The organism is Rufibacter ruber (assembly GCF_001647275.1).
GTDB lineage: Bacteria > Bacteroidota > Bacteroidia > Cytophagales > Hymenobacteraceae > Nibribacter > Nibribacter ruber_C.
The window spans coordinates 1-19,387 of the sequence record NZ_LRMM01000080.1; the positions used below are offsets into that span (position 1 = coordinate 1).

Annotated in this window: 11 protein-coding genes; 5 read left to right on the forward strand and 6 right to left on the reverse strand. The window is 54.1% G+C overall.

What is annotated here, in order from left to right; translation table 11 throughout:
• Nucleotides 1–472 precede the first annotated feature (472 nt).
• Together gltB and A8O25_RS19860 are read left to right on the forward strand one after the other, a co-directional pair.
• Nucleotides 473–4,978, forward strand: a complete 4,506-nt coding sequence (gene gltB / locus A8O25_RS19855) for a glutamate synthase large subunit (protein ID WP_420911799.1) — start codon at nucleotides 473–475, stop codon at nucleotides 4,976–4,978.
• A complete protein-coding gene (locus A8O25_RS19860) occupies nucleotides 4,978–6,432 on the forward strand; it encodes a glutamate synthase subunit beta (RefSeq protein WP_066838834.1) in 1,455 nt (484 codons plus the stop codon). The genes gltB and A8O25_RS19860 overlap by 1 nt, the downstream gene beginning before the upstream one ends.
• 82 nt (nucleotides 6,433–6,514) lie before the next feature.
• Here the strand turns inward: A8O25_RS19860 and A8O25_RS19865 are convergent, their stop codons facing one another.
• The 3 genes from A8O25_RS19865 to A8O25_RS19875 all read right to left on the reverse strand — a co-directional run bounded on the left by A8O25_RS19865 (nucleotide 6,515) and on the right by A8O25_RS19875 (nucleotide 9,238).
• Nucleotides 6,515–7,423 (reverse strand): MerR family transcriptional regulator, encoded by a 909-nt coding sequence (locus tag A8O25_RS19865; RefSeq protein WP_066838835.1) that lies wholly within the window; start codon nucleotides 7,421–7,423, stop codon nucleotides 6,515–6,517.
• A 29-nt stretch (nucleotides 7,424–7,452) separates the two neighbouring features.
• The gene (locus tag A8O25_RS19870; protein WP_338152772.1) at nucleotides 7,453–7,905 is read right to left on the reverse strand and encodes a sterol desaturase family protein; all 453 of its coding nucleotides are present in this window, start codon (nucleotides 7,903–7,905) and stop codon (nucleotides 7,453–7,455) included.
• 520 nt (nucleotides 7,906–8,425) lie between these two features.
• Nucleotides 8,426–9,238 (reverse strand): enoyl-CoA hydratase/isomerase family protein, encoded by an 813-nt coding sequence (locus tag A8O25_RS19875; protein WP_066838842.1) that lies wholly within the window; start codon nucleotides 9,236–9,238, stop codon nucleotides 8,426–8,428.
• A gap of 574 nt (nucleotides 9,239–9,812) precedes the next feature.
• Between A8O25_RS19875 and A8O25_RS19880 the strand changes: the two genes are divergently transcribed.
• The gene (locus A8O25_RS19880; protein WP_066838844.1) at nucleotides 9,813–10,130 is read left to right on the forward strand and encodes a hypothetical protein; all 318 of its coding nucleotides are present in this window, start codon (nucleotides 9,813–9,815) and stop codon (nucleotides 10,128–10,130) included.
• Between the two features lie 100 nt (nucleotides 10,131–10,230).
• On the forward strand, nucleotides 10,231–11,574 hold the full coding sequence (locus tag A8O25_RS19885) for a sigma-54-dependent transcriptional regulator (protein ID WP_066838850.1): 1,344 nt from the start codon (nucleotides 10,231–10,233) through the stop codon (nucleotides 11,572–11,574).
• A 93-nt stretch (nucleotides 11,575–11,667) separates the two neighbouring features.
• On the opposite strand, the gene A8O25_RS19890 is transcribed toward A8O25_RS19885, so the two are convergent.
• The 3 genes from A8O25_RS19890 to A8O25_RS19905 form a co-directional block, all read right to left on the reverse strand.
• Nucleotides 11,668–14,226 carry an ATP-binding protein gene (locus A8O25_RS19890; RefSeq protein ID WP_066838853.1) on the reverse strand — a complete coding sequence of 853 codons (2,559 nt, stop codon included), beginning with the start codon at nucleotides 14,224–14,226 and terminating at the stop codon, nucleotides 11,668–11,670.
• Between the two features lie 97 nt (nucleotides 14,227–14,323).
• Complete coding sequence (locus tag A8O25_RS19895) at nucleotides 14,324–16,435, reverse strand: ComEC/Rec2 family competence protein (RefSeq protein ID WP_082893779.1); 2,112 nt, start codon at nucleotides 16,433–16,435, stop codon at nucleotides 14,324–14,326.
• 580 nt (nucleotides 16,436–17,015) lie between these two features.
• Nucleotides 17,016–18,059, reverse strand: coding sequence for a PhoH family protein (locus A8O25_RS19905; RefSeq protein ID WP_066838860.1), 1,044 nt, complete (start codon nucleotides 18,057–18,059; stop codon nucleotides 17,016–17,018).
• 433 nt (nucleotides 18,060–18,492) lie between these two features.
• Between A8O25_RS19905 and A8O25_RS19910 the strand changes: the two genes are divergently transcribed.
• A complete protein-coding gene (locus A8O25_RS19910; RefSeq protein WP_066838863.1) occupies nucleotides 18,493–19,272 on the forward strand; it encodes an SAM hydrolase/SAM-dependent halogenase family protein in 780 nt (259 codons plus the stop codon).
• The last annotated feature ends 115 nt before the right edge of the window (nucleotides 19,273–19,387 follow it).

Genomic DNA, 19,387 nt, shown 5'->3' on the forward strand with positions numbered 1-19,387 from the left:
GGCTGTTTTTCATAAAACAGCCCCAAAACAGGGGATTTTATTTAAGTGGCTTCGCTTTTATACCCAAACTGTTCTGTAACAATTGCTGTCTCTGCCCTTCAGCAGAATATGATACAGGAATTCCGTAGAAGCAATTTATCTGACTTAGTGCACAGAAAGTCAGCTTTTTAAAACCTAAATGTTGAATTTTTGGCTGGTTCTGCTGAAAAAAGGCTCCTTTTTCTCCAGACCGTTAAAAAATGGCCTCTGGGGAGCTAAGATTTTTTTCGCCCTGCTTTTTCACAAATTCAAAATTTAAGCATTTAAAAAGATCAATATTTTATTAATGTAACAGCACAACCCTCCTGGCTATAATATATTATCAACCTAACAAGCGTTTTGGTATCATTATTAAAAATTTAAACTTGTTTCTTTAGGAATTTATTTTCAAATTACTCTTTCACCCGACTACAAACAAGACAAGAAAGAGTAAATGAATCAGGCTGATGAGTTGAAAAAAGGGCTGTATACGCCCGAATTAGAGCACGACGCATGCGGGGTTGGATGTGTGGTAAACCTGGATGGGCAGAAGTCTCACGCCACCGTGAAAGATGCGCTCACCATGCTCAAAAACATGGAGCACCGCGGTGCCACCGGCAGCGACCCCGAGACGGGAGACGGCGCCGGAATTCTGGTGCAGTTGCCGCATGAGTTTTTCAGAAAGGAACTGGCGGAGTTTGCCATTACCCTTCCGGCTGAGGGCAGCTACGGTGTGGGCATGGTTTTCTTTCCGGCGGTGTATGAGGTACGCGAGAAATCAAGGAAGATCCTGAACAACTGCCTCCGCAAGCTTGGCCTGAGTTTGCTGGGGTATCGTCTGGTGCCGGTAAACGGCCAGGTGCCCGGCCACGGGGCCAAAGCCGTGGAGCCGTATATTGAGCAGGTGTTTGTGCAGCCGGTAGACCCTACCATCAAAGGCGAAGACCTGGAGCGCAAATTGTTTGTGCTGCGCAACCTCATCAGCAATGAAACCAAGAAAAACGTGCGCGGTGAAAACGGCCTGTTTTACATTGCCTCTTTCTCCAGCCGCACCATTATCTATAAAGGCCAGCTCAAGACTGATCAGTTAGAGAAGTATTACCACGACCTGCGCCACCCGGAGTTCAAATCGGCGATAGCGGTGGTGCACTCACGCTTCTCTACCAACACCTTCCCTAACTGGCGACTGGCCCAGCCGTTCCGGTTTATTGCCCACAACGGCGAGATCAACACCATACGCGGGAACGTGAACAAGATGAAGTCAAAGGAAGCGCTTATGTCTTCCCCCCTCTTCACCCAGGAGGAGATGCAGTGGCTCATCCCTATCACCAACCCGGAAGACTCTGACTCGGCCAATCTAGACGCCTTGGTAGAACTGCTGACCTTGTCTGGAAGGCCGTTGCCGCATGTGATGATGATGCTGGTGCCAGAGGCCTGGCAGAACAATTCCCACATGGACACCTATAAAAAGGCGTTCTATAAATTTCATGCGTCGTTGATGGAGCCCTGGGATGGCCCCGCCGCCCTTTTCTTCACAGACGGCACCCAGATTGGCGCCACCCTTGACCGTAACGGCCTGCGCCCAGTGCGCTACTGCCTCACCAAGCAAGGCCGCCTGATTATGGCCTCAGAGGCGGGTGCGCTGAGTGTTGACCCCAAAGATGTAGTCAAACGTGGCCGTCTGCAACCGGGCAAGATGCTGTTGGCAGACATTTCTGAAGGGCGTATCTATGAGGACGAGGAAATCAAAGCCAAAGTCTGTAATGACAAACCCTACTTTGACTGGATTCAGAAGAACCGGGTCAAACTGCGTCTTCGGCCAGAGCCCAAGGTGTTGTTGGAGCCCTGTTCCCCAGAAGAACTGCGCCAGCGCCAGAAAGCCTATGGCTACACCCGGGAAGACCTCAAAATGATTGTGGAGCCCATGGCCGCCACCGGGTATGAACCGGTAGGCAGTATGGGATCAGACACGCCGCTGGCGGTTCTCTCGCAGCAGAGCCAGCACGTTTCCAGCTATTTCAAGCAGTTCTTCGCGCAGGTGAGCAACCCGCCTATTGACTCTATACGGGAGCGGTTGGTCATGTCTCTGTTCACCCGCGTGGGCGAGTCTCTGAACATCTTAGATGAAAGCGAGGCGCACACCCACCAGATCCATATCTCCCAGCCCGTGCTGGACCCGGTAGAGTTCCAAAAGCTGGTGTTCCTGAAAGAGGAAGGCTTTGAGCACCAGACCATAGACGCCACCTTTTCTACAAGAGAAACCGGCAACCTGCAGCGGGATATTGACCGCATCTGTGCTGAGGCTGAGGCCGCCGTACGGGCGGGCAAGAAAATCCTGATCATCTCCAACCGCAATGTGCAGGAGCAGCGCGCGGCTATCCCTTCACTATTGGCCGTGGGTGCCGTACACCACCACCTCATTGAGAAGCGCATCAGAACCAAGGCGGGTCTGGTGGTAGAGGCCGGTGACGCCTGGGAAACCCACCACTTTGCCACCATCATTGGGTACGGGGCCAGCGCGGTGTATCCGTTTTTGGTGTATGACACCATCAAGAGCCTGCATGACCAGCAGAAGCTGGACAACACGCAGCCGTACACCCACTACTTCCAGAACTTTATCTACGCGGTAGACAACGGCTTGCTGAAAATCCTTTCTAAAATGGGAATCAGTACGCTGCAGTCTTACCAAAGCTCTCAGATTTTTGAGATTCTGGGGTTAGGTCAGGAGGTGATTGAGAAATGCTTCAAAGGCACCACCAACCGCTTAGAAGGCTTGAACTTTGAGGACCTGGAGCGTGAGGCACTGACCAAGCACCAGAGCGCGTACCCAGACCTGGAGAACCTGCTGGAGTCTGGCGGTTATTACCAGTGGCGCCGTGACGGCGAAGAGCATTTGCTTACGCCCAAGGTGATTCACCTTCTGCAGAAGTCTACCCGTCTCAATGATTACCTCTTATATAAGGAGTATTCCAAGTCCATACGGGAGCACCAGCAGCAGACCACCATCACCCTGCGCAACCTGTTTGAGTTCCGTAAACGGCAGTCAGTGCCGTTGGAGGAGGTGGAACCGGTTTCGGCCATCTTGAAGCGGTTTGCTACGGGAGCCATGTCGTTCGGGTCCATCTCGTATGAGGCACACAGCACGCTGGCCATTGCCATGAACCGCATTGGAGGCAAAAGCAACAGCGGCGAGGGCGGCGAAGACGAGGCCCGTTACATCAGAAAAGCCAACGGTGACTCTGAGATTTCACGGGTGAAACAGGTGGCCTCCGGCCGATTTGGCGTCACCAGCCATTATTTGGCCAATGCCGATGAAATACAGATCAAAATCGCCCAAGGGGCGAAACCTGGTGAGGGCGGACAGTTGCCCGGCCACAAGGTAGACCACTGGATTGCCCGTGTGCGCTGCTCTACGCCCGGCGTAGGCTTGATTTCGCCGCCGCCGCACCATGACATCTACTCCATTGAAGACCTCAAGCAGCTGATCTTTGATCTGAAGAATGCCAACCCAAAGGCGCGCATCAACGTGAAGCTGGTGGCGGAGGCTGGGGTAGGTACCATCGCCTCGGGCGTAGCCAAAGCCAAGGCAGATGCCATCATGATCTCAGGTGCAGACGGCGGAACGGGCGCCAGTCCGTTGAGCTCCATCCGGCACACCGGGTTGCCCTGGGAGATTGGCTTGGCTGAGGCGCACCAGACCTTGCTTAAAAACAACCTCCGTAGCCGCGTGGTCTTGCAAACCGATGGTAAGATTCTCACCGGCTATGACCTGGCGGTTGCCACGCTTTTAGGTGCCGAGGAATACGGCGTAGCCACGGCGGCCCTGATTGTGGAAGGCTGTATTATGATGCGCAAATGCCATCTGAATACCTGCCCCGTAGGCATTGCCACCCAAAACCCCGAGCTGCGCAATCTCTTTACCGGAGACCCAGACCACGTGGTGAACCTGTTTACCTTCCTGGCCATGGAGCTGCGCCAGATCATGGCCTCTCTGGGCTTCAGAACCATTAATGAGATGGTGGGTCAGTCACAGGTGCTGAAAATCAGAACCGATCTGAACCACTGGAAACTCAAAAATCTGGACCTGTCGCCTATTCTGCACCAGGAGTACATCCCCAGAAATGTGGGTACCTACAAGCAGATTGAGCAGGACCACGAGATAGCCAAAGTGCTGGACAAGAAATTGATAAGGGACCTCAAGAAGGGCAACACTGAGACAGAGTACCGCATCATCAACGTAGACCGCTCGGTGGGCACCATGCTGTCTTATGAAATCTCCAGAAACTTCGGAAAACATGGCTTGCCTGAGGATTCTTTTAAAACCACGTTCTATGGTTCTGCCGGGCAGAGCTTTGGGGCGTTCCTGGCTCCGGGTGTCACGTTCAGATTATTCGGCGAAGCCAATGACTACTTAGGCAAAGGACTTTCTGGCGGGAAACTGATCCTGCAGCCGTTCAAAGAAAGTGCGTACCTGGCGCACGAGCACATCATCACCGGCAACGTGGCCCTGTATGGCGCCACCTCAGGCAAAGTCTACATTAACGGCATGGCGGGAGAGCGCTTCTGCGTGCGCAACTCCGGCGCTGAGGCGGTGGTGGAAGGCATTGGCGACCACGGCTGTGAGTATATGACCGGTGGCAAAGTGCTGGTGCTGGGTGAGATTGGGAAGAACTTTGCGGCCGGTATGAGCGGCGGACAAGCCTACCTCTACGCGCCTGAACCTAGCCACGTGGAGCAATGCAACCTGGACATGGTGGCACTGGAAGAACCAGACACTGATGATCTGCTCTGGATTGTGCAGAAACTGCAGGAGCATGTGTCCTACACCGGCAGTGTGCTGGCCAGAGAGTTCCTGGATAACTGGGAAACCCACCGCCACCACTTTGTGAAAGTAATGCCGCATGACCTCAAGAAGGCCCTGCAAGTAAAAGAAGCTGAAACCGAAAAAGCCTTGGTATAATGGGAAAGCCAGATGGATTCTTAAAATATAACCGTGAGGTGCCTGGCACCCGCGACCCGAAAGCACGCATCAACGACTCAAACGAGATTTACCTTCCGTTCCCGGAAGACAAGACCAAACAACAGGCTAGCCGCTGCATGGACTGCGGCATTCCGTTCTGCCACAACGGCTGCCCGCTGGGTAACCTGATTCCGGATTTTAATGATGCGGTGACAGAGGGGGATTGGGAACGGGCGGTACGCGTACTGTACAGCACCAACAACTTCCCGGAGTTTACCGGCCGGGTCTGCCCCGCGCCCTGCGAAAGCAGCTGCGTACTGTCTATCAACAAACCGGCCGTGGCCATTGAACACATAGAAAAGTCTATTGCAGAGAAGTCGTTTGAGCTGGGGTTGGTGAAACCGCAGCCACCAGCCTACCGGACAGGTAAGAAAGTGGCCGTAGTGGGTTCCGGCCCCGCCGGACTGGCCGCCGCGGCCCAATTAAACAGAGCCGGCCATAAGGTAACCGTCTATGAGAAAGACGAGAAAGCGGGGGGCTTGCTGCGCTACGGCATTCCTGATTTCAAGCTGGAGAAATGGACCATTGACCGCCGTTTGGCTATTCTGGAAGAGGAAGGCATCAAGTTTAAACTGAACCGCCGTATTGGCGAAGATACTACCTTAAAGAAACTGTACCGCAAGTATGACGCGGTGCTGCTGTGTATTGGCTCTTCTAAACCGCGCGCCATTGCCATTCCGGGTAACCATTTGAAAGGCATACATTTCGCCATGGATTATTTGGGTCTGCACAACCGCCGGGTAGACGGCACGCCCATTGCCCCAGAAACAGACATTAACGCCTTTGGCAAGCACGTACTGGTGATTGGCGGCGGTGACACCGGTTCTGACTGCGTGGGTACCGCCAACCGTCAGTTCGCCAAATCTATTACCCAGCTGCAGTACCGGTACATGCCCAGCACAGAGCGGCACCCTACCAATCCGTGGCCTGAGGTAGCTACTACCCTCTCTTCCTCCTCCTCGCATGAGGAAGGCTGCGAGCGCAGTTGGGGCTGGCTGAACAAAGAATTCATAGCGGATGAGAACGGGAACGTAAAAGGGCTGCGCGTGGTGGAACTGGAGTGGAAAAACCAGTCTGAGTACACTGAGAAACCTAACAGCGAGAAAATACTGCCGTGTGATCTGGCCTTGATCGCCATTGGCTACGAGCGCCCCGAGCACGATGCGTTTACCGCCAATTTCAGGTTTGACCTGGACCGCCGCGGTAACTTTAAGCTGAATGACTGGCAAACCAATGTGCCCGGTATCTTCTCGGCGGGTGACGCCTGCCGCGGTCAGTCACTGGTGGTTTGGGCTATCTCTGATGGCCGCGAAGCCGCCCGTGCCATTGATGTCTATCTGATGGGGGATTCTGAACTTCCGTCTAAAGAACTGTCAAAGTACCAGCTGTTTTAGAAAAACTAGTGCCCAGAGACTGGCACTACAAGACTCTCCTTAGTTGCTTGAGCCCCGTTCTTACCATAAGGTGAGGCGGGGCTTACTTTTTAGCCGCCTCCTCGGCAGTATGGCACTGCAGCCACTGTTCCATCTCATCAATAGACTTGAAACAGGTCACCTTCTCTGGGAGCGCGTCTGCCGGGAAATATTGCAGCATGGCCCCGCAGACCAGAACCTGGCGCAAGGTTGTTTTCTCCACCAGCTCCTCCAGGTATTCTGAAATGGGCACTTTAAACACAGGCGTGGTAAAGACTGAAAACACGTAGTCGGGCTTAAACTGCTTCACCGCCCCCAGCAGGTCACAGAACGGCAGGTGCTGCCCCAGGTACAGCGTAGAGAAACCCGCAGACCTGAACAGGTAATGCCCAAAGAGGAGCGCCACCTCATGCAGTTCCCCCTCCGGCAGGTACAGCACAATTCTGGGCGCCGACTTGTCCTGCTGAACCGGCAAGGCATCTATGGCCACCAGCATCTTCTGCCTGATCAACTGGCTCATAAAATGCTCATGGGCGGGCGTAATGTTGGCGGTCTGCCAGAGCAGGCCAATCTTACTCAGGAACGGGTACACCACCAGCCGCACTGACTGTTGAAACCCCAACTGCAGAATGGCCCGGCTCAGCACGCGCTCAAACAGCACCTCGTTCAACTCCACCATGGCCACAATGAGCTGGTTGATGAACTGCTCCTGCCCCAGCTCGTTCTCCGTGAGCTTCAATACCTCCTCGGCTACCTGCGTGGGCGGCAGCTGCGCAATTTTAGAGATTTTATAGCCTTCCTGGTACAGCAGCGCCACGTTGAGCAGGTTCTTCAGGTCAGCGTCATCATAGTAGCGTATGTTGGTGGCCGTGCGTTTAGGCTGCAACAGTTGGTAGCGCTGTTCCCAGATGCGTAAAGTGTGGGCTTTGATGCCCGAAAGATGTTCCAACTCTTTGATGGAGTAGTGCGCCACAGGAGAATGGTTAGAAAGAGAATGTAAAGTTAACGCTTCCGGCGGGCAATGTGAAAGAACTTGGGGTGAACCCACAGCATCCCGAAGGATTCTGAGCCATCTTTCCCCTTTGTTTTATGGTGCACCTTGTGCGCTATGTCCAGGGCGCGCAGGTACGTGTTGGAGGCCTTTCTGAAAATCTTGACCCTGCGGTGAATCAGCAGGTCATGCACCAGAAAATACGCCGCCCCGTACAGCGAAATGCCCACCCCAATCCAGAACCGGTAATCAAACGTCTCTGAACCGTAGATAAAGCAGAGCGCCGCAATCACCCCATAAAAGCAGAAAGACAGGTCATTGAGTTCAAACACATGGTTGTGCGGTTTGTGGTGCGACTCGTGAATGCTCCACAAGAAGCCGTGCAACACGTATTTGTGCACCGCCCACGCCACCAGTTCCATGGTTACAAAAGTCCCTAATACAATCGCCGTGTTCGTCAGCATACTCATTCAACCAACAGGTTACGGTAATGTTTAAACGGTTTGCCTATTTTTCATCGGCCTACAGGCAAAAACTCCCCAGAAGAGATTAACATACGCCTCACAGTTTCTGTTTCCGGCCTGTTTTCTGCAAAACAGCTCCAAAACGGCAACTGAGCAACAGGTCGTCTTTCTATCCTTACTTCCCAATTCTTACTTCCTCTTGCAGGTGGGGCGTGCCCCTGCGGGTCGGGCTATGCGCTGCAAGTCCTCGCTCACGCTGCGGGCTTTCCGCTGCTATCCCTCACGCATGCGCGGCAGGGCGCATTTCTGTTTTCGCCTGTTTTCGGAAAAACAGGCCGAAAACGCAACGCCTTTGCCCGGGCCACGGTCTACTGCGGCACCGGGCAAGTACACGGCAGCTGCGCCTAAACACGTGCGGGTGGCTACACCGGTAGCAGGAACTTTTAGTTCCTGCCGGTTTCTATCACAGCATAAAGGCAGCGGGGGTTACAACTGCTTCAGGGGGAGCAATATTCCAGTTTCACCACGTTAACGGCTGCTTGTCCAGGAACGACTGAATGCCCCGCTGGCAGTCATCTGTGGCCCGGGCAAAGGCGTTGCGTTCAGCGGCGTAACTGAGGGCGTCTTTCAGCGGCAACTCCTGCACGCGGGCTATCATTTCCTTGGTGACTTCCATAGACTGCCCCGAGTTCTGCACGCACAGCTTGTGGGCCAGGTCTTTCACCGTCTGCGCCAGTTCCTCTTCTGGCACCACCGCATTCACCAACCCAAACTCCCGGGCCCGCTCCGCAGAAATGAGGTCGCCGGTCAGGAGCAGCTCTTTCGCACGGGCTTCACCTATTTTCCGGAGCAGAAAAACTTTGACAATGGCAGGCAGAAACCCAATCTTCACCTCTGTGTAGCCAAATTTGGCCCCGGGCACGGTATAGGTGAAATCACAGACGGTGGCCAGGCCGCAACCGCCGGCAATGGCATGCCCGTGCACCTGCGCAATGACTACTTTCTTGAGCGTGTAAATCTGGTAAAACAGCTGCATGAGGTGCGTAGAGTCTTCCAGGTTCTCCTGAAAGGTATTCTTCTGCAGTTGCTGCAGGTACTCCAGATCTGCGCCCGCACAAAAGACCGGCCCCACCGCCTTCAGAATGATAACCTTGCATTCCTCATCATTCTCTGCATGGTCAAACGCCTTCTTCAGCTCGGTGACCACCTCGTCATTCAAGGCGTTCCGTTTCTCAGGTCGGTTCAGGGAGATATAGGCAATCCGGTCTGTGCATTCATAGGTGATGTACCGGAGCGGGAGCATTTGCGCAGTGGTGGTGGTTGTGGCTGTCATAGTTCTTTGTACGTCTGGGTAGCATTGAAAGATAGAAAAAGATCCCCGCATTTGGTTCATACAAAGCCGCCAGGGAAATTAAAAGTCACCGCAGGTATGGCACACACGCAGGTTCTGCTTTACCTGGGAGACGGCACCAAATTTCTGTTTTGGGCCTGTTTTTTCAAAAACAGACCCAAAACGGATAGGGCAACGGTTTCATCTGGAGCCAGTAAACCGGCAGGTACGCCATATTCCCTCTGGTTCTAAGTGCCGGGAAAAGCAAGCTCAGGTTGTACTGATACTTCTCTGCCCTGCTGGCTATCTTCAAGCGAGACAAAACTATACATAAATGGTCATTGCCACAGGAAACCTCAATCTTATTGGACCCTGCGTGCCTGGAAAACTGCCCCACATTCCTCAATTTTCCTCCCCAAATTGGGGAATTTATCCACAGATTCAAAAACAGAAGCTCACCTCAACCCCCTTCATAACTACCTCATAAACAATATCTTACATCACACCTTGCTGTTTTGGCACGGCAATGGCAACAAAGGAGGCAAGATCATTCATCAAACCTTACTTAACCACGATTATGAAAAAAGTTATCTTATCAGCCTTCGGACTTTTTGTTTTTGCCACTGTATCTGCCAATGCCCAGACCGCCCAAACCGCTGCAGCCGCGCAAACTACTACTGCAGCCCAGGACAACAAGACCCCGGTAAAAGTAGAAGAGCTGCCTGAGGCGGTTAAAACGGTGCTTTCCTCAGACGCATCCCTCAAAGAGTGGACCCCTACCACCGCTTTCCTGGTGAAAGAAGGCGAAGGAAAAGAATATTATGCCATTGAGATGCAAAAAGGCCAGGAGAAAGGAGCCATCAAACTTGACAAGGAAGGAAACCAGGTAAAATAACCTGCCCTTGCTTACGTTAGACAGATAAAACTATGAAATAAAGAAAGCCGGACATTTACCGGCTTTCTTTATTTTTGCTGTTTTAGGACAAGAAGCTGGCATGGCGCACATTCTACTGGTAGAAGATGATCTTACGTTCTCTCTCATTCTGGAAGGGTTCCTGAAGAAACAGAACTTTCTGGTAAAGGTAACGCACCGGCTCAAGGATGGACTCAAAGCCCTGCAAGAACAGCCCTATGACCTGTTGCTGGTAGATTACCGGCTGCCAGACGGCATTGGCCTTGACCTCCTGAAAGAATGCAAAGCCACCGCCCCCTCCCTGCCGGTGATCATGATGACTAGTTTTCAGGATGTGGGTACCGCCGTGCGGGCTATGCGGCTGGGTGCCTTTGACTACATCACCAAACCGGTGAACCCAGATGAGCTGTTGATGGTGCTCCAGGAGGCGCTGCAGGCTAAAACGTCAACGGCCCCTTCCTCCCCTTCTCCTGTCACGCCAGCCCCTTCTTTCATCACAGGCACCAGTGAGGCCGCCCAACGCCTGCAAGAGATGATACAACTGGTGGCCCCCACAGATATGTCAGTGCTGATACAGGGGGAAAGCGGCACCGGGAAAGAGTACGTGGCCAGAACCACCCACCAGTACAGCAAGCGGGCAGACGCGCCTTTTGTGGCCATTGACTGCGGCGCCATCTCAGGTGACATTGCCAACAGTGAGCTTTTCGGGCACGTGAAGGGCGCGTTTACCGGGGCGCTGCAAGACAAGCAGGGCCTCTTTGAGGCCGCGCAAGGCGGCACGCTTTTCCTGGACGAGATAGGCAACCTGAGCTATGAGATCCAGATGAAGCTTCTGCGGGCGCTGCAGGAGCGGGTGGTGCAGCCCCTGGGCTCTACCGTGTCTGTGCCGGTGAATGTACGCGTGATTGCCGCCACCAATGATGACTTGCAGACCAGCGTCAGAAACGGCGATTTCAGGGAGGACCTTTTTCACCGGCTCAATGAGTTCAGCTTGAAAGTACCGGCCCTCCGCCACCGCGGTGAGGACCTGTTTTTGTTTGTGAACTACTTTATTGAGCAGGCAAACCGGGAGCTGGACCGAAACGTGCAAACCCTGTCTGAGGGCGTGACGGCTATTTTCAGCCAATACCCGTGGCCGGGAAACCTAAGGGAACTCAAAAACGTGGTCAGGCGGGCAGTGCTGCTCTCACCAGATGAGGTCATTCACAAACAGGCTTTGCCAGATGAGATGCACCTGCTCTACCCCCAGGCATCGGTCAAGCCGGAAGGCCCGGACCTGAAAGCCTTACAGGAGGCCAATGAGCGGGAACTGATTCTGAAAACCCTGCAGGAGGTACGCTATAACAAGTCAAAAGCCGCCCGCCTCCTGAACATTGACCGCAAAACCCTTTACCATAAGCTGGAAAAGTACCACCTGCTGGGGTAGTGCGTTTTTGGTCTGTTTTCAGAAAAACAGGTCAAAAACGCCCCCTCACCTCCTGTAGCCTAATGTAAGGCGCACGCCCAGAGGCGTCATCTATCAGGAAACCGCTTCTTGTGTCGCCCCCAGTTGCCGCCGGGCGGCGTCTTTGAGACCTAACACCTTCTGCACCAGTGCATGAATGCGGGGCTGCAACAGGGGCAATGGCTCCTGTTGCTGGAGCGCCCCTTCCAGCTCCCTGAGCTGCCGGGCCAGTTCTTCGCCTCCCAGTTGACCGGCCCGCCCGGCCAGCCGGTGCAGCTGCTCCCGCACCGGCTCCCGCTCCTGGGCCTTGAGCGCCGATAGCAATAGCTGCACATCCTGTTCCGTCTCAGAGACAAACTGCTGCAAGACCGCCCGCAGGAGCGCCTCCTCCGGGCCCAGCATGTTGCGCAGCGCCTCCAGGTGAAGGGCGGTTTCGCCCACAGACGCCGCCTCTCGTTTAAAATCCAGGGAAAGCGGAAGGATTTTACTGCTCACCAGCGCCACCAGCTCCTGCTCCCTGAACGGTTTCATCAGCAACCCGTCAAAGCCCTGCGCCAGAATGGAGGCCCGCTCCTCTGGCAGCGCCTGCGCCGTAAGCGCGAAAATCTGCACGTCTGCTGGTATTCTCGCCCTCAGGCTCCGGCACAGGTCTAAACCGTTCAGATGGGGCATTCTGATGTCAAGCAAAACCAGTTTCACGTCTGCCTCCCAGTCCTGTTCCAGCAGCGCTGTGGACTGGGAGGTGCAGTAATGCGGGAAGTGGTGCTTCTGCAGGATGGCGCCACACAGTTGCAGAATGAACAGATCATCATCTACCACCAGCACTTTGCCCGCTTTTGCCAATTGCTTTACTTCCTGAACGGGTGCGGCCTCTGCTACCGCGGCCCCGTCCGGTACCCCAACCAGTGGCAGCTGCACCCTAAAAGCGGTGCCTTCGCCCGCTACGCTCTGCACCTGCACGGTGCCCCCCTGCCCTTCGGTTAACGCTTTGACAATGCTTAAGCCCAGGCCGGTGCCGCCGTGGGTGCGGGCAACGGCGGCATCTGCCTGCCTGAAGGCATCAAAAATGGTCTCTAGCTTATGGGCCGGAATCCCGATGCCAGTATCTCTTACTTCAAAGCACACCATAGCCGCATCACCGGGATGGGTGCCGGACACGGTGAGTGTCACCTGGCCAGCCTCTGTGAATTTTATGGCGTTCCCCAGCAGGTTAAACAGGATTTGCCGCAGGCGGAAGGGGTCTCCCACCAACTGCCTTCGGCCCTCCAGTTCATACACCAGCGCAAGTTTTAGAAGCTTTTTACGCGTCGGCAACTGCATGGCTTCTATCACTTCTGTTACCAGCTGGTGCAGGTTGAACTCCCGCTGCTCAAAAGAGAATTTCCCAGACGAGATGCGGCTGTAGTCCAGTACCTCGTTCACAATGTGCAGCAGGTGCTCTGAAGACTGATGAATGGCCTCCACGGCCAGCTTAGAAGGTGTTTGCTGCGCTTTGATCTGTTCTGAAAACCCTAAGATGGCCTGGAGCGGGGTCCTGATCTCATGGCTCATATTGGCCAGGAAGCGCTGCTTCACCTGCCCCAGCTGCTCGGCTTCTTCTTTGGCGGCAATGAGCTGTTTACGGTATCTGTTGCTGCGCGAGATGTCCAGGAAGATGAGAAAGACCAGCAGCATAGCCCCCAGCGAGAAGACTATCATAATATTGTCAATTCGGGCAATACTTTGATTGACCACGCCCATGGCGGCCTGGTTGGTACGGCGCACCGCGGCCAGCTCCTCTTCTTCCAGGGCGCGCAGCATCCCTAACAGCTGGGTATGCAGCTGACTGTTGGCGGTGAGCCATTCCATTTCCCGGTTCAACAGTTGGGTGGTGCGCTGATGGTGCTCCTGCTCCACCTTGCGCATCATTTTCTCCACCTTCCAGAGGGCGCCGTCTTGCCGGGCTATAGACAGCGTATCTACCTGCACCTGCAGTTCCTCTTCTACCTGCTTTAACGCCGGGGGCAGCCCCTCGCCTTTACGCCCGCCAAACAACCGGCTGAAAAATGACGGTTTCTGTTTTTTGGGCGCCGTCTGCCCTTCTTCAGTAGGCACCAGGGTGGTGGTGGTGATTTTCTTGCTGGCGGTGACCACCGTGCTGTCAATCTGTGGCTGGCTAGTGGCAATGACCTTGGCAATAGACCTGATGCGCCGGGAGAGGGCCTCGTTCTGAATCATCTCGGCCCGGAGTTGCAGGTACTTGCCGTACAGGCGCTCCCGTTCCAGCAGTTTGGCCTGCAGGGAGTCCAGCAGTTGCAGCTGCTGGGGGTTGCCGGTCCGGTAGTCTCTCAGGGAATCCAGCGTGCGCTGAATCTGGTCTACTTTCTTCCTGAACACCTCCTGCGGCTTTTCTGGGCTGCGGTTGGCGTGCGTGCGCTGTAACTGGTCTAACTGGGTAAGGCTTTGAAAGAGGGAGTTGACCGTGCGCAGCTTCTCATTGGGGGCTGATACTTCTTCAACGGTCAGTAGAATTTCCTGAAAGCCCTTTTGCGTGATGGTCCAGGACATGAGCACGGCCACCGCACCCAATAGCACCGCCGCAATTATTTTGCCCCTGATGGAGTGCAGGGAGAATGTTTCTTTTACGTTGGGCATGCTGGTGTTGGGTTAGTGAATGAGCCAAAACGGCCTGCCTAACCATAAAAGTACAAAATTTCTCCCAAACCGCCCGGCCAACCCACCCGTACGGGCGCTATGGCAGCCTGATGGTCCATGCCCCGTCCTGCTCCAGCACGTGCACCCGGTACCCTGCCTCCGTCAGCTCCTGTCTTCTGCGTTGCACATAGTTTCTGGAGTTGGTCTGGTCCAGCACCACTACCCTGGTAGTCATCACAGCCGCCAGTTTCTCTACCGGGGCCCATACGTTGTGCTGCAGCACCACAGCCTCTACGTTAACCGGTTGGGCCAGCGCTTTAGGTAATTTATTCAGCCAGAGCAGACGTTTCCCCTGCCACACCACCAGCCGGTTTCCGGGTGGGGACACGTGTACCGGCACTTGCTGTTTTTGACCTGTTTTCTGGAAATCAGGCCCAAAACGCACCTCTTCCCGCACGTCCCGCGCCCACCACAGCGGCTGCACCTGGTACGCAAAATTCTGGGGCTGGGCATAGAAGCCCGAATCTGCCAGGAACGTCACCTGCCTGCCTTGCAGAATAGAGGTGGCACTGCTCTTTCTCACGCTATGGATCACCAACTCCTTCTTTCGGCGCAGCCGATGGGCCTCTGCCAACTCTGTACCTGCGAAAAAAGCCAGGCACAACACAGATCCCGCCAGCCAGGGCAATTTCTTTTTAAGGAAAAACAGGAAAAACGTGAGGATGAACAGGTACAATGCTACCACCTGACCGGGCGTAATCACAAAACCGTCCAGCACCGCGTGGGGCCAATGTTCCAGCCAGATCAGGAGTTCGTTCAGGAGCCAGAGGGTTCCTTCCAGCAGTTTCCCAATCCAAGTATTTAAACCCGGCACCCAGAACAACAGCATAAAGGCTACCCCAATGTATAACCCAACAGACGTCAACGGCACCGCCACCAGGTTGGCTGCCCAGAAGTACACCGGAAACTGGTGGAAGTAGTACAGACTCAGCGGGAACGTAGCCAGCTGCGCCGCCACTGAGATAGCCAGCAACTCCCAGACAAACTTCACCGCTTTGCGTTCAGGCGCCCACCAATTCAGGAAGATAGGTTGCAGCAGTACAATGCCCGCCACCGCCAGAAATGACAACTGAAACCCCACGTCCAGCAGATAATTGGGTTCATACAGCAACAGCCCCAGCGCCACCAGAGACAGCGTGTTCAAGATAGAAGACCGCTTGCGCATTAACAGCCCGAATTCTACTAACGTGAACATTAAAACCGACCGCAGCACCGAGGCAGACAGCCCCGTCACAAATGCATAAAACCATACCACGCCCACAATGAACAGGAAAATGAGCAACCGGCTGGTTTTCCCGCGCCGCAGCGGTTTCAGGAAAAACAGCAGCACGCCGTACAGCAGCCCCACGTGAAGCCCGCTAACCGCCAGCACGTGCATGGTGCCGGTTTTGGCGTAGGCATTGCGTAAAGACGCGTCTAAGTCATTCTGCACGCCCAGCACCAGCGCCTGGGCAATGGCTACTTCCCGCCGGGCGGAAATATGGGTTTTAAACGCCGCCTCCAGCTTGTTCCTGACCAGCAAGCTCACCGCCACCACGTAACTGGGCGGGTCATTGCCCAGGGGCAGCCACGCGCTTTCATACAAAAAGCTTTGCCATTGAATGTGCTGCTGGGCCAGATATCTCCGGTAGTCAAACTGAAAGGGATTTGCCGCGGCGGCGGGAGGTGCCAAGTTTCCTTTCACCAGCAGTTGCCGGCCGTATTTCAAAGCATCGGCCTTGGCCGAACGCGGAAAGAAAACCGCCACCCGCCCCTGCGCCCGGAGCCAATGGCCGTTTACCCGCACCGCCTCTATTCTGCCCACTGAACTCACTGAGGTTGGTTTTACGGCTACGGCCTTGACCAGTGTGATTTTGTAATGGGTAATATGTTGCGGGTTCACCGGGAGCGTTTCTGGCCTGTTTTTCAAAAAAGAGCCCCAAAACGCCACCGCAGCCACCGCCAGCAGGGCAGCCAATCCGGCTATTCTGCGCCGGCGGGCCAGCGGGCGTTTCAGAGCAAGGGACCAGCTCACCAGGAACAGCAATACAAAGAGAGCCGCAGCTTCGCCCGCCCAGGGGAAACTACGGCCTACGGTGTGGTACAGGATTACACCTGCCAAAAAGCTGCCCACCAGCCGCATGGTTCCGGTGATGGCGAGTCTAGGCATTTTGGGATGTAACTATTTGTTTCATATCCGGTTACGCACTGTGGCTTTTCTGCGGTGTACGTGCGGTATGGATTTGGGATGAGCCTACGGGATGTGAAATGCAGGGAACTTGGTCTGCGAAGGGAAAGAGATGTGTGGCCATTTCTTTGTTGGCGTGCATTCAAAAGTAGCTTTATCACTGCTGTTTCTTTTGTTTGTGAGCACCAGCACCAACAAAGGTGAAGGAATTTTCTGCGTTTTAAAATTCGCACGCATTCCGTCCCCCTTTGAAGGGGGTAGGGGGATGACCAAGGCCGTTGAAGAACCATCAACTTCAGCTGCGTGAAATGAAAAAATGATTCTCGGGAATGCGTAACTCAGCATGAGTAGATCAGCACGAGCAATCATCCCCCTCCCCCCCTTCAAAGGGGGACGGAATGCGTAGAACTTCTCTTGTATAAAAGCCAACCTTTCTATTTCTGGCTTTTGCCAGAAATATTCGTTCTAAAACAAAAAGTGCGTTTTCAGCCTAGTTTCTGGAAAACAGGCCGAAAACGCATTTACTTTATATCCCCACAAGGGAATAAAATTTTATCAGGGATTAATCTTCATGGCGTCTGAAGTTCTGGCGGCGGCGTGGGGCATCCTGGTTGTCAAAGTCACCGTTCTTCTCCCGCTCCTCGCGTTCTTTCTGGCGCTTGTCGTCAAACTTGGTGTAGGCTTCCACAATGCTTTTCACCAGGCGGTGACGCACTACGTCCTCGGCCTGCATCTCTACAAAGCCAATGCCTTTGATGTCTTTCAATACAGTCATGGCCTCAATCAGACCTGAGCGCTGGTTGCGCGGCAAGTCAATCTGGGTGCGGTCACCGTTGATCATCACCTTAGACGTGGGGCCCATACGGGTCATGAACATCTTGATCTGCATGGGCGTGGTATTCTGCGCCTCATCCAGCAAGACAAACGCATTGTTCAGGGTACGGCCGCGCATGTAGGCCAGGGGCGCGATCTCTATGATTTTGTTCTCATAGTAGTACTTGAGTTTCTCCACGGGGATCATCTCCTCCAGGGCATCATAAATAGGCCGCAGGTACGGGTCTACCTTGTCTTTCATGTCGCCGGGCAGGAACCCGAGGCTTTCACCAGCTTCCACCACGGGGCGGGAAATGATGATTTTCTTCACCTCTTTGTTCTTGAGCGCGCGTACGGCCATGGCCACCGAGATAAAGGTTTTACCGGTACCGGCCGGCCCCAGGGCGAACACCAGATCGTTCTTAGACACGGCCTCCACCAGTTTGTGCTGGCTGGGGGTTTTGGCTTTGATCACGCCTCCTTTGCTGCCGTACACAATCACGTCTGGGCTGGTGATGACCACATCGTCCTCAAAGTCGTTGTCGGCGGTCAGGAATTTATGGACGCTCTTATCGGTGATTTTGCCGTACTGGTGGTAGTGCTCAATCAGCGAAGAAAGGATCTCATGTATTTTGGTAATCTCAGGCGTCTGGCCCTGGATTTTAATCTCATTGCCGCGGGATATAATCTTGCTGCTGGGGAAAGCGGCGGCCAGTTGTTTTATGTTCTGGTTCTCCAGACCCAGGAAATCTATCAGGGAGATGTTCTCTAGGGTTATTGTTTTTTCTACCAAAGGCGAAGTTGTTTAAATCAGTTTGTGCGTGCTTCTACTGAAATTGTAGTAGTTTTGTTATGCGAGTTAATCCAAATTTGCTTTTGCGCTGCAAAACGTCTCAAAGCATGTTTAAATATGTCTTTTGCGCTGCAAACGGGTATCTAAAGAACCTGTCTTCGCCTTTTTCCCGCACCATAGCGCTGCTATGCTGCGAGAAAAACGCTATAGAAGAACCTTTCGCTCCCCGTTTTCGCTTGCAAAATCAAAATGTAAACAAGCTCTCAGCAAGAACCTGCGTTCACGCTTTTCTGGCACCGTAGCGCGTCTACGCTGCTTTAAAAACCTTATGCGCAGAACCTTCCTTTGCCGTTTTGCGTCTGCAAAATCAGAATTTGCTCTACCTCTAAGACAAATATAGAAAAACTAAAGTTCTTTTGACTGACCGTTCCCCATGGGATTTCTCACCTTTTTATCTGACTTCGGGACCATTGACCATTACGTGGCAGCTGTTAAAGCTAAAATTCTGACGCTCAACCCTGCCCAGGTCATTGTTGACATCTCGCACCACATAGATCCGTTCAACATTGCCCACGGGCTGCACGTGATCAACTCAGTGTACAGAGACTTCCCCGAGGGTACGGTGCACCTGCTGGCCGTAGACACCCACGGCAGCAAGAACGGCCGCTACCAGGTGGCCCGCTACAACGGGCACTACTTTGTCTGCGCAGACAACGGCCTGCTGTCTCTGTTAACCGACGGCAACCCGGAGCAGCTGGTGGACCTGCCGGAGCAGCCGGAGTCTTCTTCGCCCGCGCGGGATATCATGGCGCCTGCTGCCGTAGCGCTGGCCAACGGCGCCAGCATGGCCGAGGTGGGCGAACTCGCCGATGGCATGCTCCAACGCATTAACCGCCAGCTGCGCCTCAACGACCACAACATTATTGGCCACGTGGTGCACGTAGACCATTACGGCAACCTCATCACCGACATTACCCGAGACAGCGTTGACGCCATTGGCCACGGCCGAAAATCTTCTATCCATTTTAACCGGGAGGTCATTGACCGGATCAGTACCCGCTATAACCAACCCAACGAAGGCGACTGCGTGGCCCTGTTCAACCGCCAGGGCTTTCTGACTATTGGCATCAACAAAGGCCACGCCTCTGAACTGTTGGGCATGTACTTTGACTCACCCGTAGAAGTACGCTTTGCCCCAGACCCGGTGGAGTAATTAAGAATTGGGAATTTAAAAAAGACGCTGGTGTAGGAATTGCTTTGCGGTGTGATGGTGCCCGCCACAAAATGGTCAGTAATGACAAATGGTTTCTCAGAGGGTTTCACCTCCT